The sequence below is a fragment of the Pseudomonas sp. B21-017 genome, from assembly GCF_024749245.1.
In the GTDB taxonomy this organism is placed as follows: domain Bacteria; phylum Pseudomonadota; class Gammaproteobacteria; order Pseudomonadales; family Pseudomonadaceae; genus Aquipseudomonas.
On record NZ_CP087194.1, the window covers coordinates 1,470,736 to 1,488,756 of the forward strand.

Annotated in this window: 19 protein-coding genes; 8 read left to right on the plus strand and 11 right to left on the minus strand. The window is 59.1% G+C overall.

Going from position 1 to position 18,021, the window contains the following annotated elements:
• Positions 1-55 precede the first annotated feature (55 nt).
• Positions 56-1,078, minus strand: a complete 1,023-nt coding sequence (locus LOY28_RS06475) for a transporter (RefSeq protein WP_018926423.1) — start codon at positions 1,076-1,078, stop codon at positions 56-58.
• 275 nt (positions 1,079-1,353) lie between these two features.
• On the opposite strand from LOY28_RS06475, the gene LOY28_RS06480 reads away from it, so the two are divergent.
• Together LOY28_RS06480 and LOY28_RS06485 are read left to right on the plus strand one after the other, a co-directional pair.
• The gene (locus tag LOY28_RS06480) at positions 1,354-2,979 is read left to right on the plus strand and encodes a methyl-accepting chemotaxis protein (RefSeq protein WP_018926422.1); all 1,626 of its coding nucleotides are present in this window, start codon (positions 1,354-1,356) and stop codon (positions 2,977-2,979) included.
• 294 nt (positions 2,980-3,273) lie between these two features.
• A complete protein-coding gene (locus LOY28_RS06485) occupies positions 3,274-3,636 on the plus strand; it encodes a hypothetical protein (RefSeq protein ID WP_018926420.1) in 363 nt (120 codons plus the stop codon).
• Between the two features lie 16 nt (positions 3,637-3,652).
• Here the strand turns inward: LOY28_RS06485 and LOY28_RS06490 are convergent, their stop codons facing one another.
• From LOY28_RS06490 to LOY28_RS06500, 3 genes are all read right to left on the minus strand, one after another.
• Positions 3,653-4,831, minus strand: a complete 1,179-nt coding sequence (locus LOY28_RS06490) for a GAF domain-containing sensor histidine kinase (protein ID WP_258613232.1) — start codon at positions 4,829-4,831, stop codon at positions 3,653-3,655.
• Between the two features lie 158 nt (positions 4,832-4,989).
• Positions 4,990-5,295 (minus strand): PepSY domain-containing protein, encoded by a 306-nt coding sequence (locus LOY28_RS06495; RefSeq protein WP_007934833.1) that lies wholly within the window; start codon positions 5,293-5,295, stop codon positions 4,990-4,992.
• A 172-nt stretch (positions 5,296-5,467) separates the two neighbouring features.
• Positions 5,468-6,595: a glycerophosphodiester phosphodiesterase gene (locus tag LOY28_RS06500; RefSeq protein WP_018926417.1), complete on the minus strand. Its 1,128-nt coding sequence runs from the start codon at positions 6,593-6,595 to the stop codon at positions 5,468-5,470.
• A 236-nt stretch (positions 6,596-6,831) separates the two neighbouring features.
• Here LOY28_RS06500 and LOY28_RS06505 point away from each other — a divergent pair, with 236 nt between their 5' ends.
• Positions 6,832-7,158 carry a DUF2025 family protein gene (locus tag LOY28_RS06505; RefSeq protein WP_064616425.1) on the plus strand — a complete coding sequence of 109 codons (327 nt, stop codon included), beginning with the start codon at positions 6,832-6,834 and terminating at the stop codon, positions 7,156-7,158.
• A gap of 68 nt (positions 7,159-7,226) precedes the next feature.
• On the opposite strand, the gene LOY28_RS06510 is transcribed toward LOY28_RS06505, so the two are convergent.
• The gene (locus tag LOY28_RS06510) at positions 7,227-7,550 is read right to left on the minus strand and encodes an antibiotic biosynthesis monooxygenase (RefSeq protein ID WP_258613233.1); all 324 of its coding nucleotides are present in this window, start codon (positions 7,548-7,550) and stop codon (positions 7,227-7,229) included.
• Positions 7,547-8,254, minus strand: coding sequence for a CTP synthase (locus LOY28_RS06515; RefSeq protein ID WP_258613234.1), 708 nt, complete (start codon positions 8,252-8,254; stop codon positions 7,547-7,549). The genes LOY28_RS06510 and LOY28_RS06515 overlap by 4 nt, the downstream gene beginning before the upstream one ends.
• A gap of 15 nt (positions 8,255-8,269) precedes the next feature.
• Between LOY28_RS06515 and LOY28_RS06520 the strand changes: the two genes are divergently transcribed.
• On the plus strand, positions 8,270-9,229 hold the full coding sequence (locus tag LOY28_RS06520) for a LysR family transcriptional regulator (RefSeq protein ID WP_258613235.1): 960 nt from the start codon (positions 8,270-8,272) through the stop codon (positions 9,227-9,229).
• Here the strand turns inward: LOY28_RS06520 and LOY28_RS06525 are convergent.
• Positions 9,204-9,749, minus strand: coding sequence for a DUF1003 domain-containing protein (locus LOY28_RS06525; RefSeq protein WP_018926412.1), 546 nt, complete (start codon positions 9,747-9,749; stop codon positions 9,204-9,206). The genes LOY28_RS06520 and LOY28_RS06525 overlap by 26 nt on opposite strands.
• Before the next feature lie 141 nt (positions 9,750-9,890).
• Positions 9,891-10,499, minus strand: a complete 609-nt coding sequence (locus LOY28_RS06530; protein ID WP_018926411.1) for a TetR/AcrR family transcriptional regulator — start codon at positions 10,497-10,499, stop codon at positions 9,891-9,893.
• A 215-nt stretch (positions 10,500-10,714) separates the two neighbouring features.
• On the opposite strand from LOY28_RS06530, the gene LOY28_RS06535 reads away from it, so the two are divergent.
• Positions 10,715-11,773: an MBL fold metallo-hydrolase gene (locus LOY28_RS06535; RefSeq protein ID WP_111454790.1), complete on the plus strand. Its 1,059-nt coding sequence runs from the start codon at positions 10,715-10,717 to the stop codon at positions 11,771-11,773.
• A gap of 44 nt (positions 11,774-11,817) precedes the next feature.
• Here the strand turns inward: LOY28_RS06535 and LOY28_RS06540 are convergent, their stop codons facing one another.
• Positions 11,818-12,012: an XRE family transcriptional regulator gene (locus tag LOY28_RS06540; protein WP_138866939.1), complete on the minus strand. Its 195-nt coding sequence runs from the start codon at positions 12,010-12,012 to the stop codon at positions 11,818-11,820.
• Between the two features lie 11 nt (positions 12,013-12,023).
• Positions 12,024-12,341, minus strand: coding sequence for a helix-turn-helix domain-containing protein (locus LOY28_RS06545; RefSeq protein ID WP_018926408.1), 318 nt, complete (start codon positions 12,339-12,341; stop codon positions 12,024-12,026).
• 254 nt (positions 12,342-12,595) lie between these two features.
• Here LOY28_RS06545 and bglX point away from each other — a divergent pair, with 254 nt between their 5' ends.
• Complete coding sequence (gene bglX, locus LOY28_RS06550; RefSeq protein WP_258613236.1) at positions 12,596-14,959, plus strand: beta-glucosidase BglX; 2,364 nt, start codon at positions 12,596-12,598, stop codon at positions 14,957-14,959.
• Positions 14,960-15,017: 58 nt separating this feature from the next.
• On the opposite strand, the gene LOY28_RS06555 is transcribed toward bglX, so the two are convergent.
• Positions 15,018-15,785 carry a helix-turn-helix domain-containing protein gene (locus LOY28_RS06555; protein WP_258613237.1) on the minus strand — a complete coding sequence of 256 codons (768 nt, stop codon included), beginning with the start codon at positions 15,783-15,785 and terminating at the stop codon, positions 15,018-15,020.
• Between the two features lie 112 nt (positions 15,786-15,897).
• Here LOY28_RS06555 and LOY28_RS06560 point away from each other — a divergent pair, with 112 nt between their 5' ends.
• The gene (locus LOY28_RS06560) at positions 15,898-16,725 is read left to right on the plus strand and encodes a sulfite exporter TauE/SafE family protein (RefSeq protein WP_258613238.1); all 828 of its coding nucleotides are present in this window, start codon (positions 15,898-15,900) and stop codon (positions 16,723-16,725) included.
• Between the two features lie 103 nt (positions 16,726-16,828).
• Positions 16,829-18,019, plus strand: coding sequence for a hypothetical protein (locus LOY28_RS06565; RefSeq protein ID WP_258613239.1), 1,191 nt, complete (start codon positions 16,829-16,831; stop codon positions 18,017-18,019).
• Positions 18,020-18,021: the final 2 nt, after the last annotated feature.

Genomic DNA, 18,021 nt, shown 5'->3' on the forward strand with positions numbered 1-18,021 from the left:
GCAGCCCAGCGGGAGCAAGCTCCCTCGCCACAAGGTATCGGTGATGATGGACGGTTTAATAATCGCGCCGCTTACGAAACGCCCAGCGCCCGGCAATCAGGGTAAACGTCGCCACCAGTGCCACCAGAATCCAGAACCCCTCCGGATCCCCGGCAAGCGGCACCCCGCCGACGTTCATGCCGAAGAAACCGGCAATGATGTTGATCGGCAGCGCCAACACCGTGACCACGGTCAGGGTGAACAGCGTGCGGTTGCTCTGTTCGTTGAGGTTGGCGGCGATTTCTTCCTGCAACAGCTTGATCCGCTCACCGAGGGCTGTGAGGTCGTTGATGATCAGCGCAAACTCCTCGGTGGATTTGCGCAGCTCCTTGACGTCCTCCTTCTGCAACCATTGCGGCGGGCGATTGAGCAGGCGCAGCAACGAGCCCGGCTCCAGCGCCAGCAACCGTTGCAGGCGCACCAGCACCCGGCGGTTGGCGCCCAGTTCGGCGCGGTTGGTGGACAGGCGCGACGACAGCAATTCATCTTCGATCTGATCGACACTGAGGCTGGTCTTGCGCACGATCTGCGTCAGCACTTCGCCCTGATCACGCAGCAAATGCACCAGCAATTCCAGCGGTGAGCGAAAGCATTCACCGGCCTTCACCGAAGAGCGCAGCTTGTCCACCGAGTGCAGCGGTTGCAGGCGCGCGCTGATGATCAGCCGACTGCGAGCGCAGACCCACAGCGTCGAGACATCCGAGGAAACCATGCTACTGAGGTTGAACACCACATCGTTGACCACCGCCAGCAACGCCGAATCGACATGCTCGATGCGCGTCGAACGCGACCCCTCGTGCAAGGCTTCGAAAAACTCGTCGGGCAATTCCAGATGGCTTTTCATCCAGCGCTCGCACGCCGCATGGGCCAGGTTCAGGTGCAGCCAGAGAAACTCATCACTGTCGTCCAGTTGTTGCAGGCAGTGCAGTGCCTTGGCCGAATCGATCTCTCGACCGCGCTCGCCGGGGCGAAAACTGAAACCGTAAAGCAGGCCGAACAGGTCGGAATCGCGATGGCGTTGATCAATGCTGTGGTTCATGAAGTCTCGCTGCGGGGAGGCGCCTGTCGCGGGTTTCACAGGTTCACTTGAGCCTCATCATTGCAAGCGCTCATGACGGTTTTGTGACGGCAAGGTGTACGCAAACGATTGCGATACCGATGGTCGGATTTTCCTCAAGAACCGCTCTGGAACGCCGATCACGCTTGGGTTACGTTTGCGCGCCTTCGGCCAAGGGCCAACGTGGCAGACAGGGATGTCCGGATACTTTTCACGCCTTCATCCGCGTGCCTCATTCCTGTTTCGAGTACTTCCCGATGTCTTTACAAAAGTCCCTTCGAGCACAAATTCTCGCCCTGTTGAGCGGCAGCCTGTTGGCGATGTTGTTGATCGCTTTGGCCTGCTTTCACTTTTTGTCCAACGGCGTTCAGAACTACGCGAACCTGATCGAAGGCCCGTTGCACACCTCGCAACTGATCGATGAAGCCAACCTGCAATTCAAGGTGCAGGTTCAGGAGTGGAAAAACGTCCTGCTGCGCGGCAAGCAACCCGCGGACCTGGACAAATACTGGAAGCAGTTCGAGGAGGGGCAGCGCAATGTGCAGGGTATCCTTGGTGAACTGGCCGGGCAGAAGGGTATGGAGCCGCAACTCAAGACCCGCATCGAACGCCTGCGTGAGGAGCATCGTGTATTAGGTGCGGCGTATCAGAAGGGCCGTGATGCCTACGTGGCGGCCGGTGCCGACCCAGCGGCCGGCGACAATGCGGTCAAGGGCGTGGACCGCGCCGCCAGCGAGCAGATGAATGAACTGGTCGGCGAACTGCGCAAGCAGAGTGTCGAACAATCGAAATTGATCAGTGCCAGTGCCGATCAGACGGTGTTGTCGGGGCTCGCGGTGATGCTGGTGTCGGGCCTGCTGATTGGTTTGTTGAGTCTGTGGCTGGTCAATCGCAACCTGGTGGAGCCGATCCGCAAACTGATCGACTACGTGGCGCAACTCAGTCAGGGCCGGTTCGCCGAGCGCGTGGCCAGCACCCGTCAGGACGAGTTGGGCAACCTGGCCAGGGCCGCCAACACCTTGCGCGATTTCCTCGCCGAAACCTTCAGTCGTTTGCAGCGCAGCGCGTCGGACCTGGACAGTGCCAGCGGTGAGCTGAACTCGATTGCCGGCCTTATGGCCAGCGGCACCAACGAGCAGTTCAATCGCACCGATCAGGTGGCCACGGCGATGAACGAAATGTCCGCCACCGCGCAAGAAGTCGCGCGCCACGCCGCCGAAGCGGCACGTGCGGCCGACGATGCCGACCAGTCCGCCCAGCAAGGCGAGAAGGTCATGCAGGGCACCATTCACACCATCACCCAAATGCGTGGCGAAATCGCCAACACCGCCACGGTCATCCGTCGCCTGGAAGAAGACAGCGGGCGCATCGGCAAGGTGCTGGAAGTGATTCGCGGCATTGCCGAACAGACCAACCTGCTGGCGCTCAACGCGGCAATCGAAGCGGCCCGTGCCGGTGAAGCCGGGCGCGGTTTTGCGGTGGTCGCTGATGAAGTACGCAGCCTGGCCCAGCGCACGGCGGCGTCGATCATCGAGATCAACCAGATCATTCAAACCGTGCAAACCGGTGCGGTGGACGCGGCCCAGGCCATCGAAAGCGGCCAGTCGCGCAGCGAGCAAAGCGTCGAACAAGTGACCCAGGCCGGCGCCATGCTCGAGCGGATCACCCATGCCGTGGAAGCCATTCGCGACATGAACCGCCAGATCGCCACCGCCGCAGAAGAACAGACTTCAGTGGCCGAAGACATCTCGCGCAACCTCACCGAAATCACCAGCATCGCCAGCACCAACCTGGACAACGTGCAGCGCACCGAAGCGGCCAGCCACAACCTGCATGGGCTGTCAGGGCAATTGAATGAGGTAACGGCGCGGTTGAGCGCCTAGTGAAATGGATTGTGTATCGAATCGGTTACCGAGTCGGTACACAGGCGTTGCAGGATGAAGGTGGCAGTACGGCGGATTCGGTGGTCAGCACCTCGGCCTGATCCTTAAGCATTACAGCTGTACACCTTGTTAAGGTCGGTGTGCCGTTGATCGGGTACTTGCAACCAAGACGCCCGATTTCAGCGGTACCTGTTATTTCTGACAGTAGACAGTTTTTTTCTCGCGGCGCTAGATATCCCTTGGCGCGCCTACTCAAACTGAACCTGTGCCAGTACTTTCACAAGGAGCATTGCGATGACCGAAACATTGAACCCTATGACTGTTGTCGGTGGACAGTCGATCATTTTTTTCGTCGATGAAGCAGACCCAGTGATTCCGAAAGCAATCATCCCGGCAAGGGAAGAATTTGTAGAGGGCGAAGAAATCTTCGTGAAGTTTGGCAACGTGGAGGTTGCTTATCACAAATATCGACAAGGTGATTTCTTTCCCATACACATTCCTTTGGACAAAGGAGCGCTGAGTCAGGTGGCTGTCGCTGCGGAGGCTTACTACACGATCAAGCATCTGGATGGATCGACCTCCACCTCAAGTTCTTTCCGTGCCAAGGTCGAGATGTTTAACAGCCAATCGTCCGTGAGTCACGCTAACGCGGTCTAAGACATTGAGGCTGTCGTCACCGCGTCAAAGGCAACGTGAATATGAACGCCGTTCCATGGGACTGCGTCGATTTCACATCAAGCTGCCCCCCATGGGCCAGCGCAATCTGATTGGCAATGTACAACCCCAACCCGAGGCCGGCCTGCGGTGTTCCGCCGGTCGGTCGCGAGTAGGGCTGGAACAGATGCTGCAGCGCATCCTCGGCAATCAGCCCGTGGTTTTTCACGCTCAATATGAAGTGCCCTTCGTTGACCTGCGCACTGACCTCGACCGGGCCGTCGGGATCGCCGTGGACAACGGCATTCGCCAGCAGGTTGGACAGCAACTGCGCAACCCGTTCGCGATCGCAATGAATGTCGCTCAGGTCGCCAATCGACGACTGAATAATGCGCTTGGGGTGAATGCTCTGGATCTCGGCGATCACATGCCGCAGCACATCCCCCAAATCAGGGCACGGCTCGATATTCACCGGGATGCCGCGACCCAATGACCCGCGCGCGAAGTCCAGCACATCATCGACCAGTTTGGTCGCACGCCGGGCGCTGGTGAGGATATGCCGCACCCGTTGCTCATTTGGCGGGTCTTTGAGTTTGCGCAGGAGCATTTCGGCGCCAGCGCTGATGGCGAACAAGGGGTTGCGCAGGTCATGGCCGAGCACGGCGATAAACTGTTCGCGCAGTTCGGTGGTTTTATGTTCCTTGATCGGCGCCGCTTCGGTCCGTTGCAGGTTTTCTTCGGCCTCGATCTGCAGCGCGAGCATCCGGGCGAAGGATTCCATGGTGCTCTGGATCGTGCTGGACCTGAGCGGCGCGGGATCAGGATCGAGGGCGCAGAGGGTGCCGAAGAAGCGCCCGTCGGTGCGAAGTATCGGCACGGCAATGTAGCTTTCGAATGGACAGGTGCGAGGCGTGTGCTGATCGCGGCTGAGCGGGTCTTCACTGACCTTGTCGATGACCACCGAGTGCTGGCCCTGGCGAATTTCGTCGCTTAGCGTGGAGACCAGCTGCAGTTCATCGCCCACTTGCACGCCGAAATCCAGTCGATCGAGCACCGCGCAGGCGATCCAGGTGTTGTCGATGACGCGGGCCACCGCGGCGAGCCGCAACCCGGTCAGCTCACTGATCACCTGAAGAACCGCCGGCACCGCGCTGATCCGGCCGATCGTGGCGATGTCTGCTGCCGCTGTTTGCCCCATATCCGTGGTTCTCTGCTTCAACATGCTGAGTGGTGTTGAGGGATTCTAGCGGGCCTGCGCAAAAGGGCGCGACTTCGTTCATGACTTCAGCGATTTGCCTTACGCCGAACGCAAAAAAGCCGCACGACCCGAAGATCGTGCGGCTTTTTGCCGTTGAGTCACTTGTCTTGTTTGTTGCTCAGGACCTTGCCAGTGGCGGCATCGAAGTCCACGTCCCATTCGGTGTTGTCAGCCAGACGCAGTTCCACTTCATATTCGTAACCGTTGAAGTGGTTATCCAGGTCGGTATCGGTAATCGTGGCGCCCGGATGCAACTTCAGCGCGGCCTGGTTCATTTCTTCCAGGGGTTTGATCTTGCCGCTTTTGACCAACTCGGGGATCTGGTCGACGCGAACATCAGCTTGGGCCAGGCCTGCGGTGAGGGTCAGGGCAGCAGCGGTGAACAGGGCAGTTAAGGTTTTCATCAAGTTCTTTCCTTGGAGGAGCTGTTTAAGTGGGATCAGGTTAAACAGCGCAACTTAATTCACCCTTAAAAAAACAATCGCGGGCAACCACGCTCTCACAGGTTTTGCGCAGACCTTGTGGGAGCGTGGCTTGCCCGCGATGGGGACGACGCGGTGCAGCGCCTGGCGCCAATCAGTACCCGTTGTTCTGCAACAACTGCGCAACGCTCGCCGCCGCCGGGCGCTTATAGAACTTCAGCAGTTCGCTGGCGCGATTGGTGAAGATGCCATCGACACCGGCATCCATCACTTTCTGATAATCCACGGCATCGTCGATGGTGTAGACGTGCACCAGCATGCCCTGATCGTGGGTGAACTGGTTCATCCACGGTTTCACCAGGTCCGAATAGCTCTGATCGCCGCCCTTGGTCAGCGCGGCAGAAGGCCCGGTGCCGATAGCGCCCTGGGCCTTGGCGTACTCGACCCATTGCTGGAATTCGGCTTTGTCCTTCGGTTCCTGTTTGGCGTAGTAAGTCGCCTTGTCCTTGTCTCCGGACTCAGCGAACGTCACTTTGGATTTCGGCTCGATGCTGCCTTCGCCGACCCACAACAGCAGGATTTTCGGCACTTGCGGCATCTCCTTCTCGAGGAGTTCGAGGCTGCTCTTCTCGAAGGTTTGCAGCACGACTTTGCCTTTCCCCTGGCCGACCGCCAGATTACTTTTTGCCAGTTTGGAACCCGTCGGGCTCAGCCAGCCACGGTCCTGCAATTTATCCTTGAGATCGCGTTCGATGCCGGGAAACTGCTTTGGCTCCTTGGTTTCGATGTACAGGCCAGGCTTGTGCAGTGGATTGCCTTGGGCGATGTCGATGATTTCGTCCAGGGTCAGGATCTTCAGACCCACGTAGCCAGGACGCGCGCGATCCGGGTACGCCGTGTTGAACCAGCTGCCGGCATCCAGGGTTTTCAGTTCGGCGATGGTGAATTCGTTGGCCGGGCTGTCCTTGCGCTCAGGGAATTTGGTAGCGACGTCGGTGGTGCGTTGCAGGTTGTTGTCGTGCAGGGCGAACAGCACACCATCCTTGCTGCGTTGCAGGTCCATTTCCAGGTAGTCGGCACCCAGGTCGCGAGCCAGTTTGTAGGCTGCGGCGGTGGATTCCGGTGCATCAAAAGAGGCGCCACGGTGGGCGATCACCGCCGGGTGCGGAATGCCCAGGCGGGTTGCCAGTGCGCTGGGGCTTGGCTCGCTGGTGGCCTGTGCCTGGCCGAGGCCGAGCATCAGGCTCAGCAGCAGGGCGCTTTTGGTGAAGGAGACAGGCATGGTCGAAGTCCTTTTGCGATGAGTTTTCAAAGACGTATCTTTTAACAACTGAGCGCCGCTTGTGCTATCACCAGACCGACATAAACGTGTTTAAAGAAGATTTCTTCGACGCTTTTGTGCGGCTCTTTGCAGTAATCTTCACACCTGCAGTTTCCCCGGCAGAGGGAAACCCGTTCACTTGCCCTGCGTGTAAACCATCGATCACCGGTCCTTTGCGACCTTTTGTGAGGTTTACCATGCGCATCACTTCCCAGCTCATTTGCCAGGCCGCCGACCAACTCAAAGGCTTCGTCGGCCTCAATCGCAAAACCGGCCAGTACATCGTGCGCTTCAGTGAAGACGCTTTCGGCATGGACGTGGCTGACGACGGCATCATCCCCGCCAGCGAATTCGTCTGGGCACCCGGCCCCGAGCAGACCATGACGCTCAAGCGCGAACTGATTCAGTTGCTGCTGGACCAGAACATCGACGACCGGATCAACATCACCGAACCGTTGCGGGTGTACATGAATCGACAGGACGTGCCGCAGATTACGGCGGTGAGGAGTTTGGTGCGGGGGTGAGGGTTTTGCGGTGGCTGTTCTGGCGTCTTCGCGGACAAGCCCGCGAAGACGCCAGAACACTGCATCATTTACTGTTTGAACGCATAGGCCCGCTCAACCTTGCACACCCGCGTATGACACGCCGAATACCAGGTCGATCGCCCGCGTTCACGAATCGCGCTGTGCTCGGGGTGATGCTTCCAGGCCAGGATCGCCGCTTCGCTGGCCCAGTAGGACACCGTAATCCCGAGCCCATCCGCGCCCCGGGCCGATTCCACGCCCAGGAAGCCGGGTTGCTCACGGGCCAGTTCCACCATGCGTTCGGCGGCCTGTTCGTAACCCTGGTCGCCTTCGGTGCGCAGCGAGGTGAAAATCACTGCGTAGTAAGGTGCTGCAGGTGTCTGGGCGATCATGAATTTTTCCTCGCACAGGCCTCGATCAACGCCTTGACCAATGGCGGCAGCAGGCCCTTGAGCGCGGCGCGTTCCGGTTGGAACAGCGTTGCGACAAAGAATGGATGATCCTTCAGCTCCACTGCCCGCGGATCCCCCGCCGAATCGTGGCCAACCGCGTGCAACTGTCGCGTCAGTAGCTGCCGTTCAAACTCGGGATTCACACCGTAACGGCAGTGATAGCCTTCACGAATCTCCGCATTTTCGTACGCCTTGGCGATCAATGAGCCTTCAACCAAATGAATGCTGTCGACGGCTTCCACCAGCGCACAGGTCAGCGGCGTGAGCAACGCCCGCGTCGCGTCGGGCGAAGTCTCGCCGTGTTCGGCATCTTCCCAACCCAACATGTTGCGGGCGAACTCCAGTACCGCGTGCTGAAAACCGCCGCACGTGCCGAGGAACGGCCGTTGTAGTTCCCGGGCAAAGCGGATCGCCCGTAGCGCGCCATCCATGTCGCGATAAGGGCTGGCGGGTACGCACCAGAAACCATCGAAGTCATCCAGTGGCGTATCGGCGGTGATGCGGTCGGTGGCCAGCCATTCAAACTGCAGGTTCATGCCGGTGTGTTCGGCGGCCATGCCGAGGGCGACGGGGATGGCTTGATGGGCGGTGACGTGTGGATCGTAGTCACCGATCAGGGCAATGCGGATGGCGTTGGTTTCCATGAGTGATCTCGACGCTTGTTGATTTCTGGCACCGACTATAGATTGGCGTTCACGCAATCAATATTGGCGTTATCCCAAGTGATCAATGCATCGATGCACTATCAGCTGGACTATCCCGACCTGTCGCTGATCCTCGCTTTGGTGCGCGGCGGCTCTCTGGCCCGGGCTTCGGCGTTGTTGAAGGTCGACGTTTCGACGGTGTTTCGCGCGGTCCGTCGACTCGAAGCCGCGCTGGGCCAGCAACTGTTCGAAAAGAGCCGCACCGGTTACCTGCCTACCACGTTGGCTCAGACCCTGGCCGAGCAGGCTGAACGCGCCGAACAAGCACTGGAGGCGGCGCGCCTTGGCGTGGAGCAGGGCGGAGAAATCATCAGCGGCACCGTGCGCCTGACCTGCACCGATTCGGTCCTGCAAAGTCTGCTGTTACCGGCACTGGCGCGGTTCATGCCGTCTTACCCGGCACTGACTATTGAACTCTGCACCTCCAACGACTTCGCCAACCTCAGCCGCCGCGACGCCGACATCGCCTTGCGGTTGACCCGTACCCCGCCCGAGCATCTGGTTGGCCGGCGATTGGCAGACATTTCCTACCGGGTCTGTGCCAGCGCGGCCTATCTGCAATCGGTCGAATCCCACGACCTGGCCTCATTGACCTGGATCGCCCCGGACGACTTTCTTCCCGATCACCCCACCGTCGCCTGGCGGCGCCAGCAGTTGCCTGGCGTTACACCCGGTTATCGCTGCAACAGCATGTTGTCGGTGACCGAGTTGGTGCGGGCCGGACTGGGCATCGCGGCGTTGCCGGACTTTTTGATCGGTGAAGAACTGCAACCGTTGACCGAGCCCCTGCACGGTTACGACACCGCGCTGTGGCTGCTGACCCGCCCGGACTGCCGCGCGTTGCGCTCGGTGGTGACGTTGTTCGACGAGTTGGGGCGGGCGCTCCGGATCAAACCTTCGGTGGCTCCTTGCTGATGAAGTGTTGATGCATTTCCGAGGTCAGGCTTTCGATGCGCTCAGTCAGGGTCTTGGTGATTTCGGTGAGCCGGGTGTTTTGCTCCAGCAACTCCTTCAGTTGCGCAGTGTTCCGCGCGGCTTGGGCCTGACGTTCACTGTTGGCGATGGCCAAGGCTTCACGATGTCGCGCATCGGCTTCGGACTGGGCTTTGTCCCGCGCCGCCTGACGCGTCTGGGCCAGCAGAATCAGCGGCGCGGCGTAGGCCGCTTGCAGGCTGAACGCCAGGTTGAGCAGGATGAAGGGGTACACATCGAATTGGGTTACGCCGGACAGGTTCAGGCAAATCCAGATCACCACCACCAAGGTCTGGGCGCCAAGGAAGGTCGGCGTGCCAAAGAACCGCGCAAAAGCCTCGGCGCGCAGGGCAAAACGGTCGGTACCGAAAGTAGGTGCCAGGTGCGCGTGAGGGCGATGGAAGCGCAGGTGATCGACGGGGCCGGTGATTTCGGTTTCGGTTTCGTGGGTCGGAGTGCTCATGATGCTCTCTGAAGAGGGGATGGGACTGAGGCTCACTATAGCTCCAGCGCCAGTCTCATTCAGAAACACATTTCGGTGTTTTTATTCAGAGCGATCGAACAGCGATAAAGTGGCGGACGTTGTCATTTTTTGCAGCTCGGTTCAGCACTCATAGCACGCCAGGAACATGTCCAGCGCAGATTCCACCACTGTGTGCTGCATCTCGGGCGACAGGCCCGTTTGGCCCATGGAAATCTGCGGCCAGAAGGCAAAGGACTTGAGCAACCCGTGGATCTGTTGCGCAGCGAACTCAGGCGCGACCTGTTTCAAGCGGCCATCGGCCTGGGCGGCACGAATCCACACGGTCAAACTTTCTTCGCGCTCACCCATTCGGGCAACCATGTTCTGCGCACGCTCGGGAGAGTGGATGGTGGCGGCAATCGCCACACGCGCCAGGTCGAGAAAATTGTCATCGGCCAGCATCTGCAATTTCGCCTGCAACATCAGGCGCAGCTGATCGCGCAGGGGCAGGTCGTGGCGGTAGGCCGTTTCCTGTTCGGCCGTTACTCGGGTCCATAACTGATTGAGGATTTCGGCAAACAACTCTTCCTTGCTCGGGAAGTGGTTGTACACCGTGCGCTTCGACACGCCGGCGGTGGCGGCGATCTTGTCCATGCTGGTGATGTCGAAACCGTGGGTACGGAATTCGGCAATCGCTGCCTGGATGATGGCTTCGCGTTTTCGGTCGGTGAGGCGCTGTGGAGCTGTCATAAGTACGCTTCGGCAGGAAAAAGTGGAGAATTACACTTGGTAGTTTACTTGTGATCGGCTTTGATGCAACCTAGAAACTACACTGTGCAGTGTAATGTTGTGTTAATCCTGCACCGTGAGAAATTGAATCTTCGGCTGATGCGTGCATGCCTTGGCCATTTATCGTCCCAAGCGGAAAATCGTCGATTGTGCGGTTTTTCTGGAGTCATTCAGTCATGGACACTTCAACTTCCCCAGCGAACAACGCTTCAACGCCTGAAGCGTCCCGACAGGCTCAAGGGCAGTACCGAAACCATGTGCCGGTGCAGCGCGAAGGCTTTCGCAAAACCTTGCGCATCCTGTGGAACTTCATCTTCAACAAACCGCACGACACCCGGCCGTCGGCCCCCGTTCCGGTGCAAACCCTGACCCAGGCGGCGTTGATTGCCGCGCCTAACCACAGCGTCTATCGCCTGGGCCATTCCACGCTTCTGCTCAAGCTGCAGGACAAGTTCTGGATCACCGACCCGGTCTTCGCCGAACGCGCCTCGCCCGTGCAATGGGCCGGCCCCAAGCGTTTCCACCAGCCGCCGATCAGCCTCGAAGACCTGCCGCCGATTGAAGCGGTGATCCTGTCCCACGATCACTACGACCACCTCGATTATCAGGCCGTACTCAAACTGGCGGACAAGACCCGCTACTTCCTCACGCCCCTGGGCGTGGGGGACACCCTGATCAAGTGGGGCATCGACGCCAGCAAAGTGCGCCAACTGGATTGGTGGCAGGGCACCGAGGTCGATGGCCTTCAATTCGTAGCCACACCTTCGCAGCACTTTTCCGGTCGCGGACTGTTCGACGGTAACAGCACCCTGTGGGCATCGTGGGTGATGATCGACGGCGACACGCGGATCTTCTTCAGTGGCGACAGCGGCTACTTCGACGGCTTCAAAAGCATCGGCGAGCAGTACGGCCCATTCGACCTGACCCTTATGGAAACCGGCGCCTACAACGTCGAGTGGCCTCACGTGCACATGCAGCCCGAGCAAACCCTGCAAGCGCACATCGACCTTAAAGGGCGCTGGTTGCTGCCGATCCACAACGGCACCTTCGACCTGTCGATGCACGCCTGGTACGAACCTTTCGACCGTATTCTGGCGCTGGCCTGGGAACGGAACGTGTCGATCACCACGCCGCAAATGGGCGAGGCGTTCAACGTGATGTATCCGCAGCGTGGTGGCGCGTGGTGGTTGGGTGTGGAAGATGTAAGCGATCAGGCGACCGTGCAGAACGCTTGATGTTGTGCTGCCGGGGCGCTTGCGGTGCAAGCGCCCCGGACTTTTCAGCTGCGTTCGTCCAGTAACGGCTTTGTATATTCCGAGATTTTTGCCACGGTCAGATCGCAAAATTCTCCACGGAGTATTTCGTTCAGTTCCTCCTCAGACAATCCAAGCCTATGGGCCGCCTCAGCCTGACTCAGCCGACCGGTTTCGAGGAGCATGCCTATTTTCATAACGTGTTCGGCTTTGGCCCGCATCTGCTGCAACCTCACTCAACCATCGCATAATCCGCCCGCCCCACCGGGTTCGGTGTGGACCCTTTCACATTCATCCCTCGGCCCGGTGCAAACCCCGGGAAGAACACCAGGCCTTGCGATTCAAACCGATACGCCAACGCCAGCCGCGTGACATCCAGCACATTACGCTGCGCCTCGAATCGCTGGATGGCGTCAACGGAAACCCCGGATTCCTCGGACAACTCTTCCACACTCCAACCCAGCATCGCTCGGGCCTGGGCGCAGTGGGCGGGGGTGAACTGGAAGAGGGCGATGCGTTCCAGGGTGATTTTCATTGCAAGAGAGGCCATGGTTTTCTCCGGGGATCGAGCGTGGCGATTCGAAAATGTACTGTGTTTTTGTACAGTTGTTTTGCGCCCGGATCAAACTCATTTTTTGATCGATTCTCTTTTTTCGCTCAGGCAGGGGCGTTGGACCGACTACGCTGTCTCTAGGCGGTTTCCTGAAAGCTCCAAATGATTGAACGTCAGCCTTCTGATCTTCAATGCCGGAAAGGTGGCGTTTCAAAGGCAGTGCGCCACAGCGTTACGCGGGGAAGGGAATCATGAAAAGACTACGTCTGCTATGTGCCCTGATCAGCTTTACAACTCTGCCGGTCCTGGCCGATACGGCATCGCCAGACAAAGATGCCTTTGTCACCAACCTCATCAATCAGATGACCCTCGACGAAAAAGTCGGCCAACTGCGGCTGATCGCTATCGATGAAAAGATGACGCCCGAAAAAATCTGCCAGGAGATCACTGCCGGGCGAATCGGGGGGACGTATGGCTCTGTGAGCCGTTATGTAAACCGCCCCATGCAGGACGCGGCTCAACAAAGCCGCCTGAAGATACCGATGTTTTTCGGTTGGGACGTGATACACGGTCATCGAACCATTTTCCCCATTGGCCTGGCCCTGGCCTCCAGTTGGGATATGGACGCCATCGAGTTGAGCGGTCGAACGGCGGCGAAAGAAGCCAGTGCGGACGGTATCGATATGACCTTCGCCCCGATGATCGATGTCGCCCGTGATCCTCGCTGGGGGCGCACATCCGAAGGCTTCGGTGAAGACACCTATCTGGTTTCGCGCATTGCCAGAGTGATGGTCCAGGCCTACCAGGGACAAAGCCTGAACGCGCCCGACAGCATCATGTCCAGCGCCAAGCACTTTGCGTTGTATGGGGCTGTCGAGGGGGGGCGCGACTACAACAGCGTCGACATGGGCCTGACCCGAATGTACCAGGACTACCTGCCACCTTATCGTTCGGCAATCGAGGGTGGCGCGGGAGCCGTCATGGCGGCGCTTAACTCGATAAATGGTGTACCGGCGGCGGCCAATAAATGGTTGATGCAGGACCTGCTCCGCAAAGCGTGGGGCTTCAAGGGACTGGTCATCAGCGACCATAACGGGGTCACCGATCTGGTTCAGCACGGTGTTGCGAGGAATCCTCGCGACGCGGCCAGGCTCGCCATCAGGGCCGGCATTGATATGAGCATGAACGACTCCTCCTATGGGCCGGAGTTGCCAGGGCTGCTTGAGTCTGGCGCCATTTCCCAGAGCGATATTGATGACGCGGTGCGGGAAGTACTGGGTGCCAAGTACGACATGGGGCTATTCGAGGACCCTTACCGGCGCCTCGGCGCTGCCAGTGAAAGCGCTGCTGATAACAACGCCGAAAACCATCTGCACAGAGCGCAGGCCCGTGAAGTGGCACGCAAGACACTGGTGCTGTTGAAGAATGAAAACGGGCTCTTGCCGCTGAAAAAAGAGAGCACGATCGCGCTCATCGGCCCGTTGGCAAAAAGTACCGTCGACATCATGGGCAGTTGGTCTGCAAGTGGTGTGCCCGCGCAATCGGTGACGATCTACGACGGGCTGAAAAGCGCGATGAGCCAGGGCTCGCTGATCTATGCCCGAGGCGCCAATCTCGAGGAGGATCAGGAGGTTGTTAAATACCTGGAATACCAGGGCGTGTCTGAAATCGCCAACGACCCTCGCCCGGCAGAAGAAATGATTGACGAAGCAGTCAAGGTTGCACAGCAAGCCGATGTTGTCATCGCCGTGGTGGGCGAGCCCCGCAGCATGTCCCATGAAGCGGCCAGTCGAACCAGCCTCGATCTGCCGGGGCGCCAGAGTGAATTGATCACCGCCCTGAAAGCCACCGGCAAGCCGCTGGTACTGGTATTGATGAACGGTCGGCCGTTGTCGATCGGCAAGGAGCAGAAACAGGCCGATGCGATTCTGGAAACCTGGTACAGCGGTACCGAGGGAGGCAACGCCGTTGCGGATGTATTGTTCGGTGACTACAACCCGTCCGGCAAATTACCCATCACCTTTCCACGTTCCGTGGGGCAGATCCCCAATTACTACAGCCACCTGAACACCGGCCGTCCGTATCTGCCGGGTGCGCTTCGCAACTACACGTCGCAATATTTCGATCAATCCTATGGGCCGCTTTACCCCTTCGGCTATGGGCTGAGCTATACCGATTTCAGCCTGACCGACATGGCCCTGTCTTCGACCACACTGAACAAGACCGACAACCTCGTCGCCAGCATCATGGTGAAAAATACCGGCCAGCGTGACGGCGAAACGGTGGTTCAGCTGTATATCCGCGATGTCGTTGCCTCCGTCGCCCGGCCGGTCAAAGAACTGAAGAACTTTCAAAAAATCATGCTCAAGGCCGGAGAGGAGAGAGCAGTCCACTTCAGCATTAACGAGAACGACTTGAAGTTCTTCAATGCCCAACTGGAATACGTCGCCGAGCCGGGTGAGTTCCGGGTGCAAATCGGCCTGGATTCCCAGGATGTGAAGGAGCAGAGCTTTGAATTGCTGTCAGAACAAGCCAGTCAAGACAATCATCCGCCTGGTGCAGAACCTGTAGACGCGAGCGGTGCGGCGATCCGACTTGCCCACGAAGAACGATGATGCGTAATCCCTGGAAACCGCGGTGCATTCTTCGCGGGCAAGCTTCGCTCCTACGGGGTCATTTCACCCCCTCCAACCAAACGGACGGCGCCTGCCCCAACACGCGACGAAACATGGTCGAAAACGCCGCCGGACTTTCATAACCAAAATCCAGGGCAATGCGCGTCACCGGTGTGTCCACCGCCAGCCGCGCCAAGGCCAGCACCACGCAGGCCCGCTGCCGCCATTGGCTGAAACTCAGCCCGGTTTGTTGGCGGAACAGACGATTGAACGTACGCAGGCTGATATGCAACTCATCGGCCCATTGCTGCGGCGATTGGTGAGCGTTCGGTTGCCGGAGAAACCTCTGACACAACCCGAGCAACCGCGAATCCACAGGCAACGGAATGTGCAATGGCAGGTGAGCACTGCGCGCCAGTTCATGCAGCAACAAGTCGATCAGCGCCCCATCGCGCCCGGCCTCGTCGTACTCCAGCGCAACCTCCACCGCCTCCATCAACAAATGCCGCAGCAACGGCGAAACACTGATCACCTGGCAGCGGCTGCCCAGATCAACCGCCCCCGGTTCGATATACACACTGCGAGTGCTCACCCCCAGCATCAACACCTCATGCGCCACCCCTGGCGGAATCCACACCGCCCGCTGCGGCGGCACCACCCAATTGCCGTCGAGCGTGCTCACCTGCATCACCCCCGTGGCGCCATACAACAACTGCGCCCGCCGATGGGTATGGCGCGGCAACCGATGACCGTCGGGGTAATCCGTGCCGATGGCCACCACCGGCCGTGGCGTGTCGTCCAGCAGATCAATTGAAACATTGCGCATCGAGCGGCACCCAGCGGTTGGCGTAAACGCAAATATTATTGGCTGACTTGCTGAAGCAGGCCAAGCCCCGTCGCTCTATCGTCGGCCACTCTCAACCCACGGACGATGCGCGATGTTCTTCTACCTCTTGCTGGCACTCTTCGGCTGCATGACCGGCGTCACCGCTGTGCTATTCGGCTTCGGCGGCGGATTTGTCGTCGTGCCCTTGCTGTACCGCATGCTCACGGCCAGCCACGGCATCGACGACCCCATCGGCCAAGCGGCGATGCACATTGCCGTAGCCACCTCGACCTGCGTGATGATCGTCAATGCGCTAATCGCCACCAGAAAACATCACCACGCGGGCAATCTCATTCGCCATTACCTGTGGCCGTTGGGCGGGTTCATCGGCTTGGGCGCGATCGTCGGAGCTGCGGCCGCGACGTGGGCGAGTGGTGAGCTGATCCGTTCTGCCTTCATCGTTTACCTGGGCGTGACCATTCTGGACTGCTTGTTCAGACGCGGTTTTCTTACACAGTCCTACATCGAAATCCCACGGCGATTGGGCGGGGCAGAAGTGTCTGGCGGCGGTGTGGGAATTGGCGCTATCGCCACGTTTCTTGGGGTGGGCGGTAGCGTCATGACCGTGCCGTTGCTAAGACGCTGTGGCCTCAGCATGTCGCAAGCCACATCCATGGCTAATCCATTGAGTCTTCCGGTTGCGGTGGCCGGAACGCTGACCTATATGGCGATGGCGGGGTTTACCGAGTTTGATCTGGGGGCGTGGTTTGTCGGCTATGTGGACGTGCTGGCGTTTGCGCTGCTGACGGTTGGGTCGCTGGTGGGGATTCGGCTGGCCACGCCGTGGATCGGGCGGATACCGGATCGGGTGCATGCGCGGGTTTATATTGGTTTGCTGGTAGTGGTGATGCTCAGCATGGCGACGAAGTGGGGCGTGTGAGGCTCGATTCTCCCCTGCAACCTCGCCATAATCCGTCCCCCGTTCAATCTGCGCCGCATGCAACCTGCCCGGCGCGGCTTCCGACTCATTCAGGGATCGATCAATGTTCAAAGGATTGTTACGCCTGGCGCCAGTCGCCACGCTGTTACTCATGCTGTGTTCCACTGCTCATGCCGAGGACGGGAGACGAGTGTTCACCGGCACCTTGGGCAAGATGCCGATCGTGCTGGAGCTCAACACCAACCAGCCGGACGAAGTCACCGGCCGCTACTTCTATGAGAAATACCATCGCGACCTGGGGCTGAGCGGCTCGCTGCAAGAAGAGACCCTGACGCTAACCGAAGGCGACAGCCGCTACAGCGAAGACAAACCCCTGGCAATCCTGAAGTTGCAAGAAACGGCCAACGGCTGGCAAGGCGAATGGAAAAGCCCCAAGGGTAAAGTCCTGAAAGTGCTGTTGACCGAGGCCAAGCTCCCGGCACCGGCAGCAGACGCCTTGCCCTTCATCGCCGCGCTGCCGAAAAGCGACCCCTACGAGTATCTGCGTCTGCAAGGCTTGAAACTCAAACCAGGCAAGAAAGAGTCCTTCATGGGCTACGACCTGCAATGGTGGACGGAGCCCGCGTCCGGTCTCTCCATGTTCAGCATCGAGTCCGGCTACCCGAAAGCTGACCAGCAGCGGATCAATCAGCAATTGTTGGAGCGGCTCTGGAGCGAAGTCATCAACTACCACGGCTGCTTGCTGGGAGGTGGGGAATATGCCGAATTCGACCAAGGCGTCGCCCCCCAATTCCTGTCGCCCGATGTGGTCAGCCTGAACATCTCCACCAGCTACAGCTGCGGCGGCGCTCACCCGGACTTTGGCAATTCGCCGATCAACCTCGACGTTCACACCGGCCATAGCCTGTCGCTGGAAGACGTGCTGTGGGTGGGTAACGGCAAGCCGCTGCTGCACGCCGACCGCGACGGCGCGAGCGATACATCGTTGACCGAGGAAGAGAGCAAGGCACGATTCACCTATCAGCGCGAAGTGTTCGTACCATGGCTGATCAAGCAATTCACCGCGCTGTACCCCGAGGAAATGCAGAAGCCGGCGGACGAGGACAGCTGCGACTACACCGACGAAAGCGTTTGGGGTTATTCCAACTGGCACTTCACCGCAAAAGGCCTGTACCTGGGACCGTACTTCGCCCGCGTACAACGTAATTGCGATGATCCTGGCTGGTCAGTGCTGCCATACGCCGTGGTCAAGCAACATCCCGGCGCGGTCAAACTCGAACTGCCTCGCAACTAATC